Genomic DNA, 21,855 nt, shown 5'->3' on the forward strand with positions numbered 1-21,855 from the left:
TTGTTTATGATAGTATATGAGTATGGATGAGATGGATATAAAATTATTTGAAGAAATTGTGAATGCATATCGAGAATCATGCTCTATTCAAGATACCGCAAAACGGTTTGAGCTTTCTAGATCGAAAGTTCGCAAAATTTTGATCACCATGCAAGAAATAACTTCACCGATTACAGAATCCGCTTTGCCTTTGCTGAAGGAGGGGAAGACACAAGAAGAAGTGGCTGAAATATTGAATATTTCAAATGCGACTTTATCTACATATCTACCGTATTCAAACCGCATTTTCTATAAAGAAAATCGAAGCCTAAATGCGTTACGATGTGAAAATTATAGAGCTAGGCAAGAGATAGCTAAAAAAAATCAGGTTGCACACAATGTTTCTTTAAAAGAAGAAGGAGATGATTATATTATGAAAGAAACAAAAGGTTTAGTATTAAAATTAGAATTAGATACAAAATATGCAGATATGTATGTATTAAGAAAATATGGAAATGTAAAGGATGGTATTTCTAGGACTTTTGTAGTTCCTGTGGATATGCCACTTCATAATTTACATTATGCGATTCAAAGAGCTTTTGGCTGGCAAAACAGTCATCTACATCATTATCAATTTACGAATGAAGTCTTTAATGAGATTACTAGAAATAAATATAGTGTTTGGAGTCATTTGTGCGGTGTTTATTTTCGCTTTCCAAGTGAAGATTTTGATGATTGGTATTGGGATGATAATTATGATGAGGGACAGAGTTTTAAAAGTTGGTTAAGAAAAAAATACACTCGTCCATATGTATATCGTGGATATCAAGAAACGTATGAGTATGCACAAGAACAAGTGCAAAGTATGGATGATGAAATTATGGTTGGTCCTAGCTTTGAAGAATATCGAAAGGGGATACATACGCTTAGGGAAATTAAGACACTGGATGCAACAATGGAAGAATTTAGTAGAAGCTGTACATATGGTTGTAACGAAATCATGGAAAGACTTGGTGTTGGCCTAATTATGGATATAGCTGGTGAATCGGGTTTAATCTACAAATACGATTATGGAGATGGATGGACAATTCATATTACTAAAATAGATGAAGTGGAATCTGTAAAGAAAGTACATTGTATTGCAGCCGATGGTTTAAACGTTTTAGATGATGTCGGTGGTGTTGGTGGCTTTTGCGAATTCTTAAAAGGAATTCATGGTGAAGCACAAAATGGGCCTTATGATGATCCGGTAGAAAGTCGACAATGGGCAAGATATCTAGGTTGGACAGGTCGTATCGTTAAACCTGAAAATATGTTGTAAAGAAAAACACGTGGTTAGACATTTTTGCCTTGCCACGTATTTTTTTTTACCATTAACTTATCAATTTCATTTGTCACGATTGTTTTTTTGATTGTCCATTTTGGTTCAATTAAATCTTTCGCAATTCCATCACCCGTTAATCGTTCAATAATAACATCTTGTGGTAAGAGTTCCAATTGATCGACTACAATATCAACATATTCTTCTAAAGTTAAAATATGAAATGGTTCTTTTTCGTACTCTTTAGCCATTTGTGTGCCTTCAATTAAATGCAGCATATGGATCTTGATCGCATCTGGTTTGTGCTTAGAAATTTGTTTTACGGTTTCTAACATATCCGATTTGGATTCATTTGGAAGACCATTAATGATATGCACACAAGATTTGATGTTTGTGGATTTAAGTTTATCCAACCAATCAAATACGATCTGTGTACTATGTTTACGATTACATCGTTCCATGGTACTTTCGTGTACACTTTGTAGTCCTAACTCTAGCCAGACTTCTTTATCTTGTTTGTTTAAATATTCAATGACTTCATCACTTAAACAATCGGCACGTGTCGCAATGGCTACACCAGGAATGTCTGGGTCTTTAAAGAATGGATCATATATTTTCTTTAAGACTTCAAGTGGAGCATATGTATTGGAATAGCTTTGGAAGTACGCAAACCCAAGACAATCTGGCCACTTATTTTGCATGCGCTTTAAGCCTTCTTTATATTGTTTCTGTAATGAATCATCAAAACACAGAATACTGTCACCAGAACCCATGCTTGAACAAAATGTACATCCATTGATACCTTTTGAACCATCGCGATTTGGACAGGTAAAACCTGCATTTAATGGAATCTTAGCTACTTTTTGATGATATTTGTTGCGAAAATAGTAATTGATTGTTTGATATCTTTTATTGTCATTTGAATAAGGATAAGGATTGTTCATTGTATCACCCAAAGCATTGTAACATAAAAAGAAACTGCGTGTGCAGTTTCTTATAACTCTCTTCCAATAACTTTTGCGATAGCTTTTCCTTTTTCAACTAGATCGGCATAGCGCTTTGGTTTTAAGCTTTGAGCACCATCACTCCATGCATTTTCTGGATCATCATGCACTTCAATAATCAATCCATCAGCACCTGCGGCAATAGCGGCAAGGGATAGGGATTCAATTAATTTATAATCACCTGCTGCATGACTTGGATCAATGATGATAGGTAAGTGGGTTCTTTCTTTAATGATAGGTACAACACTTAAATCCAATGTATTACGTGTATAGGTTTCAAATGTACGAATACCACGTTCACAGAAAATGACATTTGGATTTCCTTCCGACATAATGTATTCAGCCGCCATGATCCATTCTTGAATGGTTGCGGACATGCCTCGTTTTAAAAGGATAGGTTTCTTTGTCTTTCCAACTGCTTTTAATAAATCAAAATTTTGCATATTACGCGCACCAATCTGAATGATATCTACGTTTTCTACGAATTCATCTAAGTGTTCTGCACTCATTAGTTCAGATACAATAGGTAGTCCTGTTTCTTCTCTAGCTTTTACCATCGCCATGATTCCTGCCGTACCCATACCTTGGAATGCGTATGGACTTGTTCTAGGCTTATAGGCTCCACCACGTAGCATATCCGCTCCGGCAGCTTTTACTTCTTTGGCAATACGACAGATTTGATCTTCACCTTCCACAGAACAAGGGCCAGCAATCATCACAATCTTTTTACCTCCAATTTGAATTCCATTCACATCCACAATGGTATCTTCTGGATGGAACATACGGTTGGCCAATTTGTAAGGTTGCGCAACACGCTGTACGTTATAGACGATAGGGTTAGCCATAACGCTTTTTTCATCTACGATACTCGTATCTCCAACTAAACCAAAGACGTTATAGTTATCTCCTTGAATCATTGTGACTTGAAGATTCATCTTTTCGAATTTCTTAATTAATTTGTCGACATCGTTTTTTTGTGCATTTTTCTTTAAAGTAATAATCATAATAATATCCTTCTTTCCATTTGTGAGTAACAAAAAAGCATTAACAGTAAAATTGTTAATGCTTAAAAGCCCTAATTAAAATACCATTCAGTTGTGATTGGCTTAATTAGGGCTATCTAAAGTAAAAGTAAAAATATGTAGATTGAATGTTCATGTTAATCACCTGGCTATACTATAGCTCATTCAATGAAAATATGCAAGTTATTTTCTGAAAATAGTTACATTTTGTTTTGTCAACCTCCTTGGCAAAACTGGTTATATTTTTGTCATTTCTTGTCGAAAAGTGTAAAACAAAATAAACGTGCTATAATCTAAGTAGCAATACAAATCATATAGGAGGTACATAATATGAAAGTCAATATTGTAGGAAAAAACATCACAGTAACTCAGGGAATCTCAGATAAGATCCATAAAAAATTGGATGTTTTAACAAAGTACTTCATTATCGGAGAGGATGATGTAGCGAATGTCTTAGTTCGTACATATCCGACAAAACAAAAAATTGAAGTTACAATCCCAACACGTTATGCGATTCTACGTGCCGAGGTTGTAGATGACGATTTATATGCAGCTATTGATCGTGCTGTAGATAAATTGGAAGATCAAATTCGTAGAACAAAAACACGTTTAACACGTAAAAATAAAGAATCACTTGCCGAAGCTTTCTTGGATCATGAACTATTCAATGATGAAGAAGTAGATGACGACGAAGTTGTTCGTACAAAATCTATCGTTCCAAAAGAAATGAGCTTAGATGAAGCTATTATGAAAATGGAATTATTAGGACACGATTTCTTCATTTATACAGATGATGAAACAAATAAGATTGCCGTTTGCTACAAACGTCATGATGGTGGCTATGGCTTGATTGAAACAGAATAAACGCGTGAAAGACATGTCAAAATGGCATGTCTTTTGTTCGGAAAGAAAAAAAAGAATATAAGTTTGAATAAGTTATTCTTTGTGCTATAATTATGTTCGTTAAGGAGGTTTTTCCCATGGGATTTATGGATAAAGTAAAAGACTTCGTTGCTCCAATCGAAGAAGATGATGATTATCAAGAAGCACCACAAGCTGAAAAGGTAGAAGAAGTAGAACCTCAAAGCCGTTATGAGAGACCAAAAACTCGTACTAACGCAACTTCTTTGAATTCAAATACAAAAATGGTATTGTTTGAACCAAGAAGCTTTGGAGAAGCTGAAGAAGTAGGACAACGCTTAAAAGAAGGTCGTGCTGTAGTAGTTAACTTACACAAGCTAGATCGTGATTATGCACAACGTACAATTGATTTCTTAACAGGTGTTGTATATGCGCTTGATGGAAAAATTCAGAAAATCGGTCAGAACGTAATTTTATGTTCTCCAGCTGAAATTGGTGTACAAGGAACTATTTCATTAGGAAGTCCAGACGACTTCGAAGATGAAGACTAATAATTACTTTTAATGAGCTCATTTATGGTAGGTCATGAGGTGTTTATTTCGCAGATGAAAGATCAAATTCGTATCTTTCAAAAACAAAATAGGCTGATCATGACCTATTTTTTATCGATTTCTGAACAGAGCATTCTTCAAAGTATGGTGCCAAAAAATATTCAATTGGTATTTGATGGTGGCTATGATCAAGCGGAAAGAAAGATAGCTTGTTTTATTCCTGAAGGCTATGAAGGTTTTAGTGATTGTGTTTGTCTTCATGCCACATACAATTCAAAATTTAAGACACTCACACACTCTGATCTTTTAGGATGTTTGATGCATTCAGGAATTGAAAGAAGTGTGATTGGCGATTTGATCGTGCAGGAAGATGATCTATATATCTTTTGTAAGGAAAAGATTTCAAAATATATCATCGACAATTGTACGCAGATTGGTAAGTGTACCGTGCATTTTGAAGAGTGTTTAGACTATATCATTACGAAAAACAACACAAAAGAAATACATATTATGTGCAGCAGTTTACGACTTGATAGTATCGTTGCTCAATTGTCGCATTGTTCAAGAAGTGAAGCATTAAAAAAGATTCATGCTGGATTTGTGAAAGTTAATGATGTGGTACTTGAACAAAATTTACAATTGTGCAATAATGATTTCGTGTCAATTAGAAAAACGGGTCGATTCCAGTTTAAAGAAGTGGTTTCTACCACAAAAAAGGGAAGACTTGTTTTGAACTTTGATCAATATATTTAGCTAAGATAAAGACACGCCTTTATTCGTTAGGATTTAAGAGAGCAATGAGTTTTGGTGAAACATTGTATGAATAAGAATTAAGGTATCCCTTTTGAGCTGATCTTACGAAATAATAGTAGTTTGATCCGGTTGAGCCGTTATCTCATGAAAGTGCATAGTGAAAACTATGAATTAAGGTGGTACCGCGTGTTTATTACGTCCTTTTATAAGGGCGTTTTTTTTATTTAGAAAAGGAGATAAAGTATGGACTACAAAGAAACTCTTCATATGCCTAAAACGGCATTTGAAATGCGTGGAAATTTGACTAAAAAAGAGCCTGGTTTCCAGAAGCGCTGGCAAGATGAAAAATTGTATGAAAAGATGTTAGAAAGAAGAAAAGGAGCTGAATCATTTGTACTACATGATGGTCCTCCTTACGCAAATGGTGACATCCACTTAGGACATGCCTTAAATAAGGTGTTAAAAGATGTTATTGTGAAATCTCACTTTATGGAAGGATACAACACACCATATATTCCAGGATGGGATACACATGGTTTACCAATTGAAACAGCTGTTACTAAATTAGGATATGACCGTAAAAAAATGGGAATTGCAGAATTTAGAAAAATCTGTTACGACTATGCTTTAAAACAAGTCGCAAATCAAAAAGCTGGATTCTTAAGCTTAGGATCAATTGGAGATTATGATCATCCTTATATCACACTTCAAAAGGGTTTTGAAAAACACCAAATCGAAATCTTTGGAAAGATGGCTATGAAAGGTTTGATCTACAAAGGATTAAAACCAGTATATTGGTCACCAAGTAGTGAATCGGCTCTAGCTGAAGCTGAAGTTGAATATAAAGATGTAAAGAGTCCAACTATTTATGTTAAATTTGCTGTTAAAGATGGAAAAGGCGTATTGGATACAGACTGCAACTTTGTGATTTGGACAACAACACCTTGGACAATTCCTGCAAACTTAGGAATTAGTGTAAACCCTGATTTTGACTATTCATTAGTGGATACAGAAAAGGGAAAATTAATCATGTTGTCAAGCATGGTTGAAGAATTATGCGATAAGTTTGAAGTTGAAAAACGTGATGTTTTAAAAACTTTCAAAGGTAAAGAATTTGAATACATTACATGTACTCACCCATTATATCCAGAAAGAGAAAGTTTATTGATGTGTGGAGATCACGTAACAGCGGATGCTGGTACTGGATGTGTTCATACAGCGCCTGGATTTGGTGTGGATGACTTTAACATTGGTATGAAATATGGTTTACCAGTGTATTGTAACGTAGATGCACAAGGATGCATGATGGATGATGTTGGTGAATGGCTTGCCGGTCAATATGTAGAAGATGCCAACAAGACAGTCACTCAAAAGTTAGATGAATTGGGTGTATTATTAAAACTTCAATTTATTACTCACTCATACCCACATGACTGGCGTACGAAAAAACCTATTATTTTCCGTGCAACAACACAATGGTTCGCATCCATTGATCAAATTCGTGACGAATTACTAGAACAAATTCACTCTGTATCTTGGGTACCTGCTTGGGGTGAACAACGTATGCACAATATGATTGCCGATCGTAATGACTGGTGTATTTCTCGTCAGCGTGCTTGGGGTGTTCCAATTCCTATTATTTATGGTGAAGACGATACGCCAATTATGGATCAAGCTATCTTTGATCATGTAGCCGAATTGGTTGGTGAATATGGATCAAACGTTTGGTTTGAAAGAGATGTGAAAGATTTATTACCAGAAGGATACACAAATGAACATTCACCAAATGGTATCTTCCGTAAAGAAACAGATACTATGGATGTTTGGTTTGACTCTGGATCAAGTCATACTGGTGCAATGATGGATCGTGGCTTAGGTTATCCTGCTGACTTATATTTTGAAGGTAGTGACCAATATCGTGGATGGTTCAACTCAAGTTTAATTGTTGGTACAGCTGTTCATGGTAAAGCTCCATACAAACAAGTATTATCACATGGTTTCGTAATGGATGAAAAGGGCGTTAAGATGTCTAAATCCCAATGGAATGCCGTAGCTCCTAGTGAAATCACTAAGAAGTATGGTGCTGATATCTTACGTTTATGGGCATGTAGTGTAGACTATCAGGCCGATGTTTCAATGGGTCAAAAGATCTTGAAACAAGTCAGTGAAAACTATCGTAAGGTACGTAACACATTGCGTTTCTTAATGGCTAACTTAGATGATCAAAAATTCACTGCTAAAGATTGTGTAAGCTTCAATGAATTGAGTGAATTGGATCAATATATCTTAACCGAATTAAAAGATGCCGTAGATTTCTGTAGAAAAGCTTATAATGAATATCGTTTCTCAGATGTTGTTACATATTTGACTAACTTAATGACAAACGAATTATCCGCTTACTACTTAGATTACACAAAAGATATTCTTTATATTGAAAAAGAAGATGCACCAGTTCGTCGTCAAGTTCAAACTGTTCTTTATAATGCCGTAGAAGTGATGACTAAATTATGGGCTCCAATCTTGGCTCACACTTGTGAAGAAGTCAATGACTACATGCACTTTGATGCAGAAAGTATCCACTTAACTACATTCAAAGATTTAGAATTAGATTTTGATGCAGAAAAAATCAAAGCGGACATGGAAGAATTATTCAAAGTTCGTAAGGATGTCTTCAAAGCACTAGAAAATGCTCGTGCTCAAGGTTTGATTGGTAAATCATTAGAAGCACATGTTGTATTACATGTAAGTGATGCACAAAAAGAAATCATGGATCGTGTATTAAGTAACGCTGCACAATGGTTCATCGTATCTAAAGTAACATTCACAACTGATGAATTAGAACAATTCGAAGTTTGTCAGGTCAAAGTAGAAAAGGCTACAGGCCACGTATGTCCTCGTTGCTGGAACTACACAGAATCTGAAAACGAAGATGGATTGTGTGATCGTTGTAACCACGTATTACATGACTAATAAGTAAATAAAAAGAGTAACTCTAATCCACAAGAGTTACTCTTTTTATTTTGTCTGTTGTGATTATTTTATAATCTTTTGTTTCAAGATCGGATTTAATATCTGTATCTTTATCTACGATCCATATCGCTTGTACATCATAATCAAGGGTGGATAGATATTTCTTTCCATCTTCTACACTCATACAGAATAGTGTTGTACTTAAGGCATCGGCCTTGCCTGAATCTTTTGTGATGACGGTCACGCTTCGAACGTAGTTTGCCGGATAACCCGTTTGTGGATCAATAATATGGGAATATTTTTTATTTTTATATGTAAAATATCTTTGGTAATCTCCACTTGTGACTAAACAAGTGGCTTTTCTTGTTTCATATTGAACTAGGGCATCACTTGAATCTGGCGATTGAATACCAATCTTCCAGTTTGAGCCATCTTCTTTTTCACCCAGTAAGACAACATTACCTCCGGCATTGATATAGCCGTTTTTTAATCCGGCTTTATTTAGTTTCTCTTTGGCAATTTGCGCTGTGTATCCTTTCGCAATGGCACCTAGATCAATAGATAATTCTGGGTCTAAATAGGATACTTCATTACCAGATATTTGAATATTGTCTAGATCAATATGTTTTAAAGCTTCTTGAATCTTGTCATCACTTGGTGGTACCTGCGTATTTTCTCTAGCATCATGCCATAGATTTAATAGGGCACCTTGACTGATGTCAAATTGTGAGTTTTCAGACTGCATCTGCATAGCTAGCTTTAAACAATCAATAAAAGTTGCATCCATTTGAATCGGATGGTCATAGGCTTCATGATTGAGTGTATATAGGTTATTCATATTTTTATAGGCATGGTATTGGTCGAATCTTTTATTGTTTTCTTTAAATGTCTTTCTTACAATCTTTGTATACTTGGCAAAATCCGTTTGAGAACACGAACAATTCAGGGTGATTGGTGTATCAAACCCGACATCGGTAAGGGTAACATTTAGGTTTTCTGTTGTTTCATTGTCTTTATTTTGAACAAAGAATACAACGGAACTTATAAAGATTAGAAAGCATATGGATATAACCAGCCATGATAAAATGGATTTATTTTTTTGCATAAAAGTATTATATGATGATTTTAATTTAATGTAAATGTAAGTACTTACCTAAATTGTGGGAAATTGTCAAAAAATTCTTGAACTTGTGAAAAAAAAGGCCTATGATTAAAAAGTATAAATGGGAGGTAGGATTTATATGTCACTATTTTTAGGACCAATGAGACAGCATATCCCTGGTAAAAAAGAATTGACAGAAAAGTCTGAATTATTACATCTTATGCCAAAAAAGGAAGTCTATATTCCTTTAGTTGCAGGACGTACTTTGGACTTTGATATTCTTGTTGAAGAGGGAGATACTGTATCAGTTGGAACAAAACTGGCTGAAACAAAGTCAGGTTTTTATGTGCCAATTTATTCAAGTGTTTCTGGAACTTACAAAGGAATTGTTAAGCGTATGCACAATTCTTTGCGTCCACAAAATCACATGGTGATTGAATGCGATTTTAAACAAACGAAAGTTCAATCTTTTACACCATTAGACTGGCAAAGTGCTACTCGCCAAGAGTGTGTTGATTTTGTAAAGAATGCAGGTATTGTTGGTTTAGGTGGAGCTGGTTTCCCAACCTATGTAAAATATATGAAACCAGATGGAGTTGATTATGTTTTGATCAACGCCGTAGAGTGTGAACCATACATCACAGCCGATTACCGATCTGTCATGGATGATGCGCAAGATTTAGTTACAGGTGCAAAAATCATGAAAAAGATGGCTGAAGCCAAAACGGTTTACATTTGTATTAAAGAATCTCACCCAGATTTAATTGAAAAAGTGAAGTCTGCATTAAATGATGCAGCAGGTGTTGAGGTTCGTCCAGTCCCTGATGTGTACCCAATGGGATGGGAACGTGTTTTAGTACGTGAAGTATTACATAAAGAATATGGAGGACTTCCTGCTGAAGCTGGAGCTATCATTGGAAATGCTTCAAGTGCCATCGCTATTGCGAAAGCTTTTGAAAAAGGTGAAGCCATCACACAAAAAAATCTAACAGTGAGTGGTGAATGTGTAAAAGATCCTCACAACGTATGTGTACCTGTCGGTATGCCTGTTAGTGAAATCATCGAAGCTTGTGGAGGATATACACAAGATACTGTCCGCTTGATTTCTGGTGGACCTATGATGGGTAAAACTATTGTCAATGATATGTTTGTCGTTGATCGTGCTATGAATGCATTAACTGTATTACCAGCTGCAAACGATGATGCGATCGCATGTTTACGTTGTGGTAAATGTAGTGATCATTGTCCAAGTGGTTTACAGCCAGTAAGAATTACAGCTGCATTGAAAGCCAATGACGTTGATGAAATGTCAAAACGTGGCGTTATGAGTTGTATCGAATGTGGAATGTGTACTTATATTTGTCCATCTCATATCGATGTAACTGAAAATGTTCGTAAGGCAAAACGTATTGTTATGCTTAAGAAAAAGTAGGGAGGATTCAAATGAAATTTACTTTTCATGTAAGTCCAAGCATTAAGAATAACTTGTCAACACAACGTATCATGAAAGAATTATCTTTAAGTTTACTTGTTGTGTTTGTAGCAGCCGTAATTTACTATGCATCTGCATGGGGTGCTAGTGCTGCTTTACATTGTGTTCTTTTATTAGCTTGTTCTTTAATTACTACATTCGTTTGCGAATCCATCTTCGCAAAGATTATGAAGAAAGATGTTAAAACTTTCTTAAAGAGCTCATTTGGATGGGTAACAGCTATCATTTTAACTTTGATGGTACCTGTTAATATGTCTTGTTATGCAATTATTATTGCGACAGTATTCGCAATCGTACTTGCAAAATTATTATTTGGTGGTTTTGGACAAAATATCTTCAACCCTGCAGCTGTAGGTCGTGCTGTGATTTTACAAGCTTTTACAGGCGTTAGTGTTGGTCTAATCACACAAGCAACACCAACTACAGTGATTGCGAGCACTTACCATTGGTTACCTAGCAATGCAGCTGTATTGGATTCATTCTTATCTCAATATGGAGGATTTGCAGGCCTTGCACTAGGAACATATCCTGGATCTATTGGTGAAACATTCTCAATCTTGATTTTGATCATTGGTGTTGTACTTGCCATTCGTCAAATTATTGACTGGAGAGTACCAGTTGTATATTTAGGAACAATCTTTGTATTAACTGCGGTTGTAGCTGCGATTACAGGCATTGATTCATACCACGGAATTCCAGCTGTTATTTGGTATCCATTATTACACTTGTTAACAGGTGGTGTTATTTTTGGTGCTGTATTTATGTTGACAGACCCAGTCACAAGTCCAACAAGTGCAAGTGGTCGTGTTGTATTTGCGATGGGAGCTGCAATTTTAACGACATTAGTTCGTTTAAAAGCGAACCTTCCAGAAGGATGTTTATATTCTATCTTATTGATGAATATGTTTACTCCTTGGATTGAATCTTGTTTCGATGGAAAACAATTGGAATTGGTTAAAAAATCAAGAATCGTATGTGCATGTTTAGCCTTGATTGGTTTGGCTATCAGCTTCTATGCAGCTAGCTCCATTCAAAAGGTAGATACTGTTCCTGAAACTGCAGCTGTTGTTGAAACAGTGGAGGTAACGCTATGAACAAGATCGTACATTTAGGTTTATTCTTGGCCATCGTTAGTGCTGTTGCCGGTGGTGCTTTGGCATTTGCGAACCAAATGACGGCTCCCGTTATTGCAGAAAATAACGAAAGACAAGAAAAAGAATCTTTGATGGCTATGTATCCAGATGCTAGTGCTGATGATTTTAAATTGGTGGATGCAACATTGGATTCTAAAACTGTACAAAAGGTTTATGAATACAAAAATGTGTATATCTTCAACATGAGTGTAAGTGGATATAAAGAAGGAACTGTATTCTTAGTTTCTATTGACAAAGACTCAAAGAAAATCGATAAATACAATGCCATCAGCAATGGTGATACAAAGGGCTTAGGTTCTAAAGTAACAGAAGCTCCATTTAAGAAATCTTTGGAAGGAAAAGATGCGACTGGGGAATTGGATACAATTTCTGGTGCCACTGTTTCTTCTGGACCTGTTGTCAATGGTATTCATGAAGCGGCAAAACTTGTCGATAAATTAAAGTAAGGAGGTTATCTAGATGAATCGTTTTGAAAACTTTAAAGCGGGTTTAATTAAAGATAACCCAGTATTCTCATTATTCTTAGGAATTTGTTCAACACTAGCCATTACTACAACGGTAAACAATGCGATTGGTATGGGTGTTAGTGTTATTATCGTATTGATCATGTCAAACGTGATCATTTCATGTGTTCGTAAAATTACGCCAGATGAAATTCGTATTCCCGTATATATCGTTATTATTGCCACATTGGTTAAGATCATTCAAATGTTGATCCAAGCTTATGCGCCAAGTTTAAATACAAGCTTAGGTGTATTTATTCCATTGATCGTAGTTAACTGTATCATCTTGGGTCGTGCGGAAGCTTTCGCTAGTAAAAATGGTGTTTTAGATTCAGCTCTAGATGGTTTAGGAATGGGTCTAGGATATACTCTAGCAGTACTAGCGATGTCATTTATTCGTGAATTGATTTCAACAGGTGGAATTAAAGTGGTAAACCCATTTAACGAAGCTCAAGTTTGGTTAAACTTACACATCATTCCAGAAGACTTCACAGTAAGTATCTTTGGATCAAGTGTTGGAGCCTTCATTACATTTGCGGTTTTAGCTGCTGCTGTTGGTGCTTATAAACAACATGTAACAGCGAAAGAAGAAGCTGCAGCAAAGGAGGAAAAGTAAGATGGGTGAATTAATGGCACTTTTAGTAACGAGTGTTTTAGTTAACAACGTTATCTTAACTCAATTCTTAGGTATGTGCCCATTCATGGGTGTTTCTAAAAAGAAAAGCTCAGCAATCGGTATGGGTGTTGCCGTTGTCTTCGTTATCGTTGTAGCCGCATTAGTTACATATGCACTTTATTATTTAGTACTTGTACCTTTACAACTTGAATTTATGGATTTGATTACATTTATCTTGGTAATCGCTTCTTTAGTTCAGTTAACTGAAATGTTCATTAAAAAGACAAGTCCAGCACTTTATAAATCATTAGGTGTTTACTTACCTTTGATCACTACAAACTGTGTTGTATTGAATGTATGTTTAGTAAATATCTCTAATAGTTATAACTTTGCACAAATGTTAGTATACTCAATCGGTACTCCATTAGGATTTGCCCTTGTATTATTCATTTTCTCTACAATTCGTGAAAGACTTGAACAAAGTGAAGTTCCAAATGCGTTCGTTGGTAATCCAATCGCTTTGATCGTAGCTGCCATCATGGCCATGGCCTTCTCTTGTTTTACAGGAATTGTATAATGAAGTATTTATACGCAATATTGTTTTTTGGCGCTTTAGTCGCTATCTATATTGTTTTGTATTTAATGAATAAAAAAACACCCAAACCAGAAGGGTGTGAAGATTTAAAAGCGGATTGTGACGGATGTAAGGATTATGCCTGCACAAACAATCCGGCTCACAATCAAGTGAAGGGAGAATAAATATGGTAATCGTAGCCGTAATTATGATGCTTGTACTTGGTGCAGTACTTGGCTTAGGTCTAGGTGTTGCCGATAAATATTTAAAAGTAGAAGCAGATGTACGTGTAGAGAAAGTAACATCATTACTACCTGGATATAACTGTGGTGGTTGTGGATTCCCTGGATGTAGTGGTATGGCTGAAGCTTTGGTTTCAAAAGATATGGATCATATCGCATGTAAACCTTGTAAAGCTGATAAGCGTCAAGAAATCATTGATTACTTGAAAAATACACCAGGACCTGATGGTTCTACTATCGAAGTAAAAGGATAAAATGAAAAAGACGGAAATTGAAATTCCGTCTTTTACTTTACTTGATGTTCTTTAATGATATCTAATAAATAGTTTTCATCTGGATCAATATAGATTGTTTTATTGGATTTCATGGTCACAAAACCAATCTTAGATCCTGGGACCTTTTTAATTTGGGAAATTAAACAATAATCTACAGGTACTGAACTTGAATCTTTACCTTTAGAATAATAGGCCGCTAGTTGAGCACAAAGTCTAATTTGTGTTTCTGTAAAGTCATTACTTTTTAATAGAACATGAGATCCATGATAGTCTTTCACATGGAACCATAAGTCATTCTTGCGTGAGACTTGGTGTGTCACATAGTTATTTTGAATGTTATTTTTACCTACATAGATTTCACAATCATCAAATACTAAATGAAGAACATTTGGCTTATTATTCTTCTTTTTGCGCTTATTGTCCTTTTTAGGCATCAATACACGTTGCTTAACAAGTTCTTCACGTATTTCTCCAGCATCAAAGACGCTGCAGTGTTGAAGCTGTTCTTCGAGCTGTGTATAGTATTCAATATCTTCTTTGCATTGTTCAATTTGTTCTTCTAAGATCACTAAACTACGTTTCATCTTGTGATATTTTTGATAGTACTTATTGGCATTGGTTTTTAAATCAAAGCGCATATCGATTGGAATCATTACATCTTCGTTTGTTTCAAAAGAAGGCAATACGATTGTCTTTTCTTTTTGAATCTGGTACATATACGCAAAGATCAAATCTCCATATTCTTGATATTTATGATAGTCTTTACCATCTTCTAAGGCTTGTTCTAGCTTTGGAAGCTTTTTTGTTTGTTTCTGTTTTTCCTTTTCGACAGTACGAATGATATCGCCATATTGTTCTTTGATACGTTTCTTTTGTTCGTCTTCTTCATATAAATGATTTAAACCTTCCATGATCGTGTAGGTTTTTGGCTGTTCATTTAAATGTTTGAGTTCAATACAATGAAAATCCTTTTTATAAATATATAAAGTATTTGAAGAAATAAGCTCATTCAAAATATCAATATATTTTTCGTTATTGTTTATACGATATAAAAATTCATTTGAAAGTAATGGTGAAAAGCCATAGATCTGTTTGACAAGACTTTGATCTAAATCGATATCTTTGATCTCAAATGGATTTTTCTTCTCTGGTTGAGCAGGAGCTACATATTTTGCGCCTGGATGAATGAATCTTTTGGCATTTTCATATACTGGAATACGTTTTAATGCATCTACAATGACGCCATCTTTAACTAAGATCATATTGGCGTATTTTCCCATGAGTTCGATGTTTAGATCGTATTTTACAAGATCTTGAAATTCGTTGCGACAAGATAGGTGTAAACATAAAATGCGGTCATAGCCAACTTGTTCAAAGGATTCAACAATGGCTTGCGAGCATAGTTTTCTTAAGACCATCACAAAGTTGGAAGGTTCGGGTTGAATGCCGGGAATAAAGTTTGCGATATATACACGGTTTGTGTTGGAGTGTACATTGATGACAAGCTTTTGGTTTCCTTCATTACGTGTGTGTAGATGAATCAATATTTCTTCATCGCTGATATTTTGTATTTTACCAATTTTACATGGGGTATATGCGTTTAATTTTTCTTGAATATTGTATAAAAATAATCCGTCAATAGCCATAGTGGACCTCCTTAGTCTGATAAAGATTATAACATAGTTAAATTAAATTTGACACACATGGTTTGGACTTGTAAAATGGATGAAAAGAGGGAGAGCAAGATTGTCATGCAAAGAGGTCTATTAATCATTTTGAGCGGTCCTAGTGGTGTTGGAAAAGGGACAATTCGAAAATATTTTGAAACAGATGAACGCCTAAATTTAGCGTATTCTACATCGATGACAACACGTAAGCCACGTGCTGGAGAAGTGGATGGAAGAGATTATTTCTTCTCAACACGTGAAGATTTTGAAAAAGCCATTCAGGAAGGTGAGCTTTTAGAGTGGGCCGAGTTTGTCGGAAACTATTATGGAACACCTTTAAAGGAAGTCAATCGTTTACGCGATGAAGGAAAGAATGTCTTATTGGAAATTGAAGTGCAGGGAGCTATTCAAGTACAGGAAAAGTGTCCGGATGCGATTTCGATCTTTATTATTCCACCTTCAATGGAGGAATTGGAAAGACGTATTCGTGGTCGTAGCACAGAGCCTGAAGAAATCATTCAGCAACGACTTGCCAAGGCTAGCAACGAAATGAAGATGGTATCTCAATATAAATATATTGTTTGTAATGATGATCCAAAGCTTGCAGCTGAGCTAATTAAGACGATTATTCTTCGTCATGTTGAGCTTGAAGAAAACAAATAGTTGCAAATAAAGCTTTTTTGTGCTATAAATACATTGTATAGAAATTCAAGGAGTGGGTCGTACCACTCCTTATATTTTGCACTAAGGAGAAATGTATGGACAATCTTAAAGAATGGATTGAAGAAGTTCTTAAGGACAATGGATGCCATTTGTATGAATTAGAATGGATTACAAATCAGGGTACACCATTATTAAGAGTTTCGGTTGAAAAAGAAGACGGTACAATGGATTTGGATACTTGTGCATCATGCTCAGATGCGATTGGTACAATGCTCGATGAAAAAGACTGGTATGCCAAAGAATACATGCTTGAAGTTTGTTCGCCAGGAGCGGAAAGAGAGCTTCGTACGGATGAAGAAATTCAAAGAGCCGTTGGCAAATATGTATTTGTCAAAATGAAGGATCCAAAACAAGGTTTAGATCAAGTCATTGGTGATCTTGTTGAAGCGACAGAAAATGATGTAACGATTTCATATCGTGATAAGACAAGAACAAAGAAGATCACTATTGAAAAGAGTAACATTCAGCTGATTATGACGGCTGTAAAGGTATAGGAGAAAAAAGATGAAACCAAAAATTAAAGTTGCAGATTTAGCAAAAGCTCTACAGGGCATTGAAACAGATCGTCAATTAACAAAGGAAATTGTTGAAGATGCTTTAAAAGAAGCTTTGACAAAGGCTTACCGCAAACACATCGAAATTCCAGATGCGTATGTTCGTGTAGACATTGTAGATGGAACAATTCACATTTACCATGAGCGTATGGTTGTTGAAGAAGTTGAAGATGATGAATTAGAAATCGAATTGGAAGAAGCTCAAAAAGAAAATCCAAACATTCAATTAGGTGATATGGTTGGTGAAGAAGTGGATTTCACAGATTTTGATCGTGCGGCTGTTGTACTTGCCAAAAACGTGATGAAACAAAAGATTCGTGAAGCTGAAAAAGCCTTGGTTTACGAAGAATATTGCGATAAAGTTGATGAAATGGTTCTAGGAACAATTGAAACAGTTGAAGAAAAATTTGTGATCGTAAATATTGGTAAAACATTTGCGATGATGAAAAAATCAGCTCAGATTCCAACAGAACATTATAAAGAAGGCGACAACATCTTAGTTGTGATTACTGAAGTCAACAAAGAAACAAAGGGTGCTCAAGTTTTAGTATCTCGTGCAACTCCAGTATTTGTTCGTCGTTTATTTGAACGTGAAGTTCCAGAAATCTACAATGGAATCATTGAAATCAAAGCGATTGCCAGAGATCCAGGTGAAAGATGTAAGATTGCGGTTTATTCACACAATGAAAACATCGACCCAATTGGAGCATGTATTGGTCCTCGTGGAAGTCGTGTACAAACAATCATTGAAGAATTGAATGGTGAAAAAATCGATATCTTCGAATGGTCTGACAATATCAGTGAATTGATCGCGAACGCATTAAGTCCAAGTGTTGGTGTTGCGGTGATTCCAAATGAAAATGTAAAAGATGGATTGATCGTTGTTGTTCCAGATAACCAATTATCACTAGCAATTGGTAAGCGTGGTAAAAATGCGCGTTTGGCTGTTAAATTAACAAACCACAAGATTGATATCAAATCGGAAAGCGAAATGCAGGAATTGGGTATTGATTACATGGCTATAAGTGCAAAAATGCAAGAAGAATATGAAGAAAAGAAAGCTAAAGAACGTGCTTATAAACAACAACAGAAGATTGATGAATTAAAATCAAATGAAGCCGATATTGAAAACATCGATGTAGCTGATTTCACATATGAAGATGAAGAAGTGGATGCAGTTGAAGAACATGCCCAAGATACTTTATTTGAAAAAGAGAATGTGGTTGAAGAAAAAGAAGTCGATGAAATGGAAGAATTGGCTCGTATTGCGAAACAAAATCGTAAAGAAAAGACAGCTGCTGATGTAAAGGAATATACTTCTAAGTTTGAATCTATGGCGGATGCTTCCAATAAACAAGAAGAGCCTCAAGTTTCTAAACCTAAAAAAGAAAAGGTTGAAGAAGAAAAGAAACCAGTTGAAGTTAAGAAATTTAACTATGAAGATATGAAACCAATCTATTCGGATGAAGAGTTGGCTGAAATCGAAGAACAGGAATATGAAGATGAAAATGCCTGGGACGATGATGTTGACTACGAAGAATATGATGAATATTATGATGACTAGGAGTTGGTTTCATGCGTAAGATTCCAATGCGAAAATGTGTCGTAACGCAAGAGCGTTTCCCTAAAAAGGATTTGATTCGTGTGGTACGTACACCTGAACAAACAATTGAGATCGATTTAACAGGTAAAAAGAATGGGCATGGGGCTTATATTTCTAAAAGCTTAGAAACGTTAGCTCTTGCCAAAAAGAATAAGGCTTTACAAAGGGCTTTAGAAACTGAAATTCCCGATGAAGTATATCAGGAATTAGAAGCAATCATTACCAATGAATAAAGTTACGAATTTGATACAGCTAGCATATCGTGCTGGTAAAGTAGCAAAGGGTGATTCTTTACTTGTTAGTATTCAAAAATCTCAAGCAAAACTTGTACTTGTATCTTCTTTATGCGGACAAAACCGTATGAAGAAGATTCAGGATAAATGCACATATTACAATGTGCCGTATATAGTGGTAGAACCATCTGTATTAGATGATGTTTCTTATAAAAAGATGAGTGCTATTGCGATTGTAGATAGTGGCTTTGCCAAAGCGATTATCGAAAAGATGAAAGGTTAGGTGATTCGATGGCTTATAACAACAACAATAAAAACAAAAAGAAACCAAATCGAAAAGGGCATAAGAGTTCGTATCAGTCTAATGCACCTAAAAAGGAAGAAGCTGTAAAGGAAATCACATATAGTGATGCGATTACTGTAGGTCAGTTAGCACAATTGCTTCACAAAAATAGTTCTGAAATCATTAAATTCTTATTTATGATGGGAAATATGTCAACAATCAATACTGTATTATCAGATGAGGATATTGAATTGATCTGTATGAACTTCAATGTAGAAGTACATAAAGAAGTTGTTGTTGACGAAGATGATATTGAAGAACAACTTCAAAATGTAGAAGAAGACGAATCTAAATTAGTACCTCGTCCTCCAGTTGTCACAATCATGGGTCACGTTGACCATGGTAAAACAACATTGTTGGATACAATTCGTAAAGCGAATGTTACAGAAGGTGAATTTGGTGGTATTACACAGCACATTGGTGCGTACCAGGTATCCTTAAAGGGAAGAAAAGTAACATTCTTAGATACACCAGGTCACGAAGCCTTTACTGCAATGCGTGCTCGTGGTGCGGAAGTAACGGATATCGTAATTATCGTTGTTGCGGCCGATGATGGTGTAATGCCTCAGACAAAAGAAGCGGTAGACCATGCCAAAGCTGCAGGTGTTCCAATTGTAGTTGCCGTTAATAAAATTGATAAGCCAGGCGCAAATCCAGATCGTATCATGTCCGAAATGAGTGAACTAGGAATTATGCCTGAAGAATGGGGTGGAGATACAATCTTTACTCAAGTATCTGCGAAAAAGGGAACAGGTGTTCCAGAATTGTTGGAAACGATGTTATTAGTTGCAGATATGCAAGAATTAAAGGCAAATCCAGATACAAATGCTTCTGGTACTGTTATTGAAGCGAAGTTAGATAAGGGTCGTGGACCAGTTGCGACAGTGTTAGTACAACGTGGTACATTACATACGGGAGATAGTCTTGTGGTTGGTACTTCTTATGGTCGTGTTCGTAAGATGACAAACGATCGTGGTATGGAAATCAAACATGCAGAACCAAGTTGTCCAGTTGAAATCATTGGTTTAAATGAAGTGCCTAGAGCTGGTGATGTCTTCATGTCTTATGATAGCTATAAGAAAGCAGCTGAAATTGCTGGTCATCGTTTGGATAAACAAATTGAAAAAGAACGTAATTCAACAAGTGCAATGTCTTTGGAAGATTTGGCTAAGAAAATTGATGAGGGTGATGTTCAAGAAATCAATGTCTTGATCAAAGCCGATGTTCAGGGTTCTGCCGAAGCTTTAAAGGCAAGTATGGAAAAACTAGAAGTCGATGGAAATGTTCGTATCAATGTCATTCGTTCAACAGTAGGTACAATTACAGAATCTGATATCTTACTAGCAAGTGCATCGAATGCGATCATTTATGGTTTCAACATTCGTCCTAGTGCAGCCATTCGTAAAAAAGCCGAAGAAGAAGGAGTGGAAATCCGTTTACACAACATCATCTATAAGGCTTTAGAAGAATTACAAGCAGCTATGAAGGGTATGCTTGCACCAGTATATGAAGAAGTTGTGATTGGTCAGGCGGATGTTCGTCAAATCTATAAGGTAAGTAAGATTGGTACAATTGCCGGATGTATGGTTACGGATGGTAAGATGAAGCGTGATTGTAAAGTTCGTTTGATCCGTGAAGGTATTGTTGTTTATACCGGTAAACTTGGATCATTACGTCGTTTTGAAAATGATGTTAAGGAAGTTATAAATGGTTACGAATGTGGTATGACAATCGAAAACTTTAACGATATTAAAGTAGGAGATATTATAGAAGGCTTCGAAGATCAGGAAGTGGAAGAATAGTATGTCATTAAAAACAGAACGTATGGAAATGACAATTCAAAGAGAGATTTCACGTATTCTTCAATTTGAATTGAAAAATCCGAACTTAGGTTTTTGCACGGTAACGGATGTACAATGTACAAATGATTTATCACAAGCCAAAGTCTATGTTACATTCCTTGGAAAACAAGGTCGTAATGATGCGGGTATGCGTGTTTTAAATCAATCAAAGGGTTTCATTCGTTCTCAAGTTGCAAAAAAAATTAAGATTCGTAAGATGCCAGAATTGATATTTATTCAAGATACAAGTCTTGAACAGGGAAATAAGATCGAAAACATCTTAAAGGAAATTGAAAAATAGAGAAGACTTTAACGGTCTTCTCTTTTGTTTTGTATAGATAGAATAAAGCAACAAACGCCTAAGAGTATGTAGGTAATGTTCTTTGACAACAGGTAGGTAATGATAAATAATATCCCGGCAATCACATATAATATTTGATGTAGATTCTGTTTCATGGTACTCCTTTTATAG

At 35.6% G+C, this 21,855-nt stretch carries 23 protein-coding genes and 1 other annotated feature; of the genes, 19 read left to right on the forward strand and 4 right to left on the reverse strand.

Going from position 1 to position 21,855, the window contains the following annotated elements:
• Positions 1–31: 31 nt before the first annotated feature.
• A complete protein-coding gene (locus Q0F04_RS00505) occupies positions 32–1,300 on the forward strand; it encodes a hypothetical protein (protein ID WP_295748917.1) in 1,269 nt (422 codons plus the stop codon).
• Between the two features lie 14 nt (positions 1,301–1,314).
• On the opposite strand, the gene Q0F04_RS00510 is transcribed toward Q0F04_RS00505, so the two are convergent.
• Together Q0F04_RS00510 and aroF are read right to left on the reverse strand one after the other, a co-directional pair.
• Positions 1,315–2,244, reverse strand: a complete 930-nt coding sequence (locus tag Q0F04_RS00510) for a TIGR01212 family radical SAM protein (protein ID WP_295748920.1) — start codon at positions 2,242–2,244, stop codon at positions 1,315–1,317.
• Positions 2,245–2,294: 50 nt separating this feature from the next.
• Entirely contained in the window at positions 2,295–3,308 is a 1,014-nt protein-coding gene (gene aroF, locus Q0F04_RS00515) for a 3-deoxy-7-phosphoheptulonate synthase (RefSeq protein WP_295748923.1), read from the reverse strand.
• A gap of 348 nt (positions 3,309–3,656) precedes the next feature.
• Here aroF and raiA point away from each other — a divergent pair, with 348 nt between their 5' ends.
• The 4 genes from raiA (at position 3,657) to ileS (ending at position 8,461) form a co-directional block, all read left to right on the forward strand.
• Positions 3,657–4,190 carry a ribosome-associated translation inhibitor RaiA gene (raiA, locus tag Q0F04_RS00520; protein ID WP_117571611.1) on the forward strand — a complete coding sequence of 178 codons (534 nt, stop codon included), beginning with the start codon at positions 3,657–3,659 and terminating at the stop codon, positions 4,188–4,190.
• Between the two features lie 116 nt (positions 4,191–4,306).
• Positions 4,307–4,738: a cell division protein SepF gene (gene sepF / locus Q0F04_RS00525; protein WP_117571610.1), complete on the forward strand. Its 432-nt coding sequence runs from the start codon at positions 4,307–4,309 to the stop codon at positions 4,736–4,738.
• A gap of 54 nt (positions 4,739–4,792) precedes the next feature.
• Entirely contained in the window at positions 4,793–5,491 is a 699-nt protein-coding gene (locus Q0F04_RS00530) for a YlmH/Sll1252 family protein (RefSeq protein WP_295748926.1), read from the forward strand.
• Positions 5,485–5,697, forward strand: a binding site (T-box leader). Its footprint overlaps the gene before it by 7 nt.
• A 37-nt stretch (positions 5,698–5,734) precedes the next feature.
• The gene (gene ileS / locus Q0F04_RS00535) at positions 5,735–8,461 is read left to right on the forward strand and encodes an isoleucine--tRNA ligase (protein WP_295748930.1); all 2,727 of its coding nucleotides are present in this window, start codon (positions 5,735–5,737) and stop codon (positions 8,459–8,461) included.
• Positions 8,462–8,483: 22 nt separating this feature from the next.
• Here ileS and Q0F04_RS00540 read toward each other — a convergent pair whose 3' ends face one another.
• The gene (locus Q0F04_RS00540) at positions 8,484–9,566 is read right to left on the reverse strand and encodes an FAD:protein FMN transferase (protein WP_295748933.1); all 1,083 of its coding nucleotides are present in this window, start codon (positions 9,564–9,566) and stop codon (positions 8,484–8,486) included.
• A 136-nt stretch (positions 9,567–9,702) separates the two neighbouring features.
• On the opposite strand from Q0F04_RS00540, the gene Q0F04_RS00545 reads away from it, so the two are divergent.
• Genes Q0F04_RS00545 through Q0F04_RS00575 form a run of 7 tightly spaced genes read left to right on the forward strand, consistent with a single transcriptional unit; the run spans position 9,703 to position 14,398 of the window.
• Positions 9,703–10,995, forward strand: a complete 1,293-nt coding sequence (locus tag Q0F04_RS00545) for an RnfABCDGE type electron transport complex subunit C (protein ID WP_295748936.1) — start codon at positions 9,703–9,705, stop codon at positions 10,993–10,995.
• 11 nt (positions 10,996–11,006) lie between these two features.
• Positions 11,007–12,149 (forward strand): RnfABCDGE type electron transport complex subunit D, encoded by a 1,143-nt coding sequence (locus tag Q0F04_RS00550; protein ID WP_295748938.1) that lies wholly within the window; start codon positions 11,007–11,009, stop codon positions 12,147–12,149.
• Positions 12,146–12,655, forward strand: a complete 510-nt coding sequence (locus Q0F04_RS00555) for an FMN-binding protein (protein WP_117571604.1) — start codon at positions 12,146–12,148, stop codon at positions 12,653–12,655. Before Q0F04_RS00550 ends, Q0F04_RS00555 begins: the two co-directional genes overlap by 4 nt.
• 13 nt (positions 12,656–12,668) lie before the next feature.
• Positions 12,669–13,328 (forward strand): electron transport complex subunit E, encoded by a 660-nt coding sequence (locus Q0F04_RS00560; RefSeq protein WP_117571603.1) that lies wholly within the window; start codon positions 12,669–12,671, stop codon positions 13,326–13,328.
• Between the two features lies 1 nt (position 13,329).
• Complete coding sequence (locus Q0F04_RS00565) at positions 13,330–13,905, forward strand: RnfABCDGE type electron transport complex subunit A (RefSeq protein WP_117571602.1); 576 nt, start codon at positions 13,330–13,332, stop codon at positions 13,903–13,905.
• Positions 13,905–14,087 (forward strand): hypothetical protein, encoded by a 183-nt coding sequence (locus tag Q0F04_RS00570; RefSeq protein ID WP_117571601.1) that lies wholly within the window; start codon positions 13,905–13,907, stop codon positions 14,085–14,087. Before Q0F04_RS00565 ends, Q0F04_RS00570 begins: the two co-directional genes overlap by 1 nt.
• A 2-nt stretch (positions 14,088–14,089) precedes the next feature.
• Complete coding sequence (locus Q0F04_RS00575) at positions 14,090–14,398, forward strand: (Fe-S)-binding protein (RefSeq protein ID WP_117571600.1); 309 nt, start codon at positions 14,090–14,092, stop codon at positions 14,396–14,398.
• 32 nt (positions 14,399–14,430) lie between these two features.
• Here the strand turns inward: Q0F04_RS00575 and Q0F04_RS00580 are convergent, their stop codons facing one another.
• Entirely contained in the window at positions 14,431–16,065 is a 1,635-nt protein-coding gene (locus Q0F04_RS00580) for an NFACT RNA binding domain-containing protein (RefSeq protein ID WP_295748941.1), read from the reverse strand.
• A gap of 105 nt (positions 16,066–16,170) precedes the next feature.
• Here Q0F04_RS00580 and gmk point away from each other — a divergent pair, with 105 nt between their 5' ends.
• From gmk to rbfA, 7 genes are all read left to right on the forward strand, one after another.
• Positions 16,171–16,749 (forward strand): guanylate kinase, encoded by a 579-nt coding sequence (gene gmk / locus Q0F04_RS00585; protein WP_117571828.1) that lies wholly within the window; start codon positions 16,171–16,173, stop codon positions 16,747–16,749.
• 95 nt (positions 16,750–16,844) lie between these two features.
• Positions 16,845–17,303, forward strand: coding sequence for a ribosome maturation factor RimP (rimP, locus tag Q0F04_RS00590; protein WP_117571800.1), 459 nt, complete (start codon positions 16,845–16,847; stop codon positions 17,301–17,303).
• Between the two features lie 10 nt (positions 17,304–17,313).
• On the forward strand, positions 17,314–18,927 hold the full coding sequence (nusA, locus tag Q0F04_RS00595) for a transcription termination factor NusA (protein ID WP_242995613.1): 1,614 nt from the start codon (positions 17,314–17,316) through the stop codon (positions 18,925–18,927).
• An 11-nt stretch (positions 18,928–18,938) separates the two neighbouring features.
• Positions 18,939–19,199, forward strand: a complete 261-nt coding sequence (locus tag Q0F04_RS00600) for a YlxR family protein (RefSeq protein ID WP_117571801.1) — start codon at positions 18,939–18,941, stop codon at positions 19,197–19,199.
• The gene (locus tag Q0F04_RS00605; RefSeq protein ID WP_154555220.1) at positions 19,192–19,482 is read left to right on the forward strand and encodes a ribosomal L7Ae/L30e/S12e/Gadd45 family protein; all 291 of its coding nucleotides are present in this window, start codon (positions 19,192–19,194) and stop codon (positions 19,480–19,482) included. Before Q0F04_RS00600 ends, Q0F04_RS00605 begins: the two co-directional genes overlap by 8 nt.
• Before the next feature lie 8 nt (positions 19,483–19,490).
• Positions 19,491–21,344 (forward strand): translation initiation factor IF-2, encoded by a 1,854-nt coding sequence (gene infB, locus Q0F04_RS00610; protein ID WP_295748947.1) that lies wholly within the window; start codon positions 19,491–19,493, stop codon positions 21,342–21,344.
• A 1-nt stretch (position 21,345) separates the two neighbouring features.
• Entirely contained in the window at positions 21,346–21,684 is a 339-nt protein-coding gene (rbfA, locus tag Q0F04_RS00615; protein WP_295748949.1) for a 30S ribosome-binding factor RbfA, read from the forward strand.
• Positions 21,685–21,855 lie beyond the last annotated feature (171 nt).

This window comes from uncultured Holdemanella sp., from assembly GCF_934772795.1.
Taxonomy (GTDB): domain Bacteria; phylum Bacillota_I; class Bacilli_A; order Erysipelotrichales; family Erysipelotrichaceae; genus Holdemanella.

Bases quoted from the DNA above. Each gene is read 5' to 3' on its own strand.
- Q0F04_RS00505 (WP_295748917.1), top strand. From the start codon at position 32: ATGGATATAAAATTATTTGAAGAAATTGTGAATGCATATCGAGAATCA.
- Q0F04_RS00510 (WP_295748920.1), bottom strand. From the start codon at position 2,244: ATGAACAATCCTTATCCTTATTCAAATGACAATAAAAGATATCAAACA.
- aroF (WP_295748923.1), bottom strand. From the start codon at position 3,308: ATGATTATTACTTTAAAGAAAAATGCACAAAAAAACGATGTCGACAAA.
- raiA (WP_117571611.1), top strand. From the start codon at position 3,657: ATGAAAGTCAATATTGTAGGAAAAAACATCACAGTAACTCAGGGAATC.
- sepF (WP_117571610.1), top strand. From the start codon at position 4,307: ATGGGATTTATGGATAAAGTAAAAGACTTCGTTGCTCCAATCGAAGAA.
- Q0F04_RS00530 (WP_295748926.1), top strand. From the start codon at position 4,793: ATGAAAGATCAAATTCGTATCTTTCAAAAACAAAATAGGCTGATCATG.
- ileS (WP_295748930.1), top strand. From the start codon at position 5,735: ATGGACTACAAAGAAACTCTTCATATGCCTAAAACGGCATTTGAAATG.
- Q0F04_RS00540 (WP_295748933.1), bottom strand. From the start codon at position 9,566: ATGCAAAAAAATAAATCCATTTTATCATGGCTGGTTATATCCATATGC.
- Q0F04_RS00545 (WP_295748936.1), top strand. From the start codon at position 9,703: ATGTCACTATTTTTAGGACCAATGAGACAGCATATCCCTGGTAAAAAA.
- Q0F04_RS00550 (WP_295748938.1), top strand. From the start codon at position 11,007: ATGAAATTTACTTTTCATGTAAGTCCAAGCATTAAGAATAACTTGTCA.
- Q0F04_RS00555 (WP_117571604.1), top strand. From the start codon at position 12,146: ATGAACAAGATCGTACATTTAGGTTTATTCTTGGCCATCGTTAGTGCT.
- Q0F04_RS00560 (WP_117571603.1), top strand. From the start codon at position 12,669: ATGAATCGTTTTGAAAACTTTAAAGCGGGTTTAATTAAAGATAACCCA.
- Q0F04_RS00565 (WP_117571602.1), top strand. From the start codon at position 13,330: ATGGGTGAATTAATGGCACTTTTAGTAACGAGTGTTTTAGTTAACAAC.
- Q0F04_RS00570 (WP_117571601.1), top strand. From the start codon at position 13,905: ATGAAGTATTTATACGCAATATTGTTTTTTGGCGCTTTAGTCGCTATC.
- Q0F04_RS00575 (WP_117571600.1), top strand. From the start codon at position 14,090: ATGGTAATCGTAGCCGTAATTATGATGCTTGTACTTGGTGCAGTACTT.
- Q0F04_RS00580 (WP_295748941.1), bottom strand. From the start codon at position 16,065: ATGGCTATTGACGGATTATTTTTATACAATATTCAAGAAAAATTAAAC.
- gmk (WP_117571828.1), top strand. From the start codon at position 16,171: ATGCAAAGAGGTCTATTAATCATTTTGAGCGGTCCTAGTGGTGTTGGA.
- rimP (WP_117571800.1), top strand. From the start codon at position 16,845: ATGGACAATCTTAAAGAATGGATTGAAGAAGTTCTTAAGGACAATGGA.
- nusA (WP_242995613.1), top strand. From the start codon at position 17,314: ATGAAACCAAAAATTAAAGTTGCAGATTTAGCAAAAGCTCTACAGGGC.
- Q0F04_RS00600 (WP_117571801.1), top strand. From the start codon at position 18,939: ATGCGTAAGATTCCAATGCGAAAATGTGTCGTAACGCAAGAGCGTTTC.
- Q0F04_RS00605 (WP_154555220.1), top strand. From the start codon at position 19,192: ATGAATAAAGTTACGAATTTGATACAGCTAGCATATCGTGCTGGTAAA.
- infB (WP_295748947.1), top strand. From the start codon at position 19,491: ATGGCTTATAACAACAACAATAAAAACAAAAAGAAACCAAATCGAAAA.
- rbfA (WP_295748949.1), top strand. From the start codon at position 21,346: ATGTCATTAAAAACAGAACGTATGGAAATGACAATTCAAAGAGAGATT.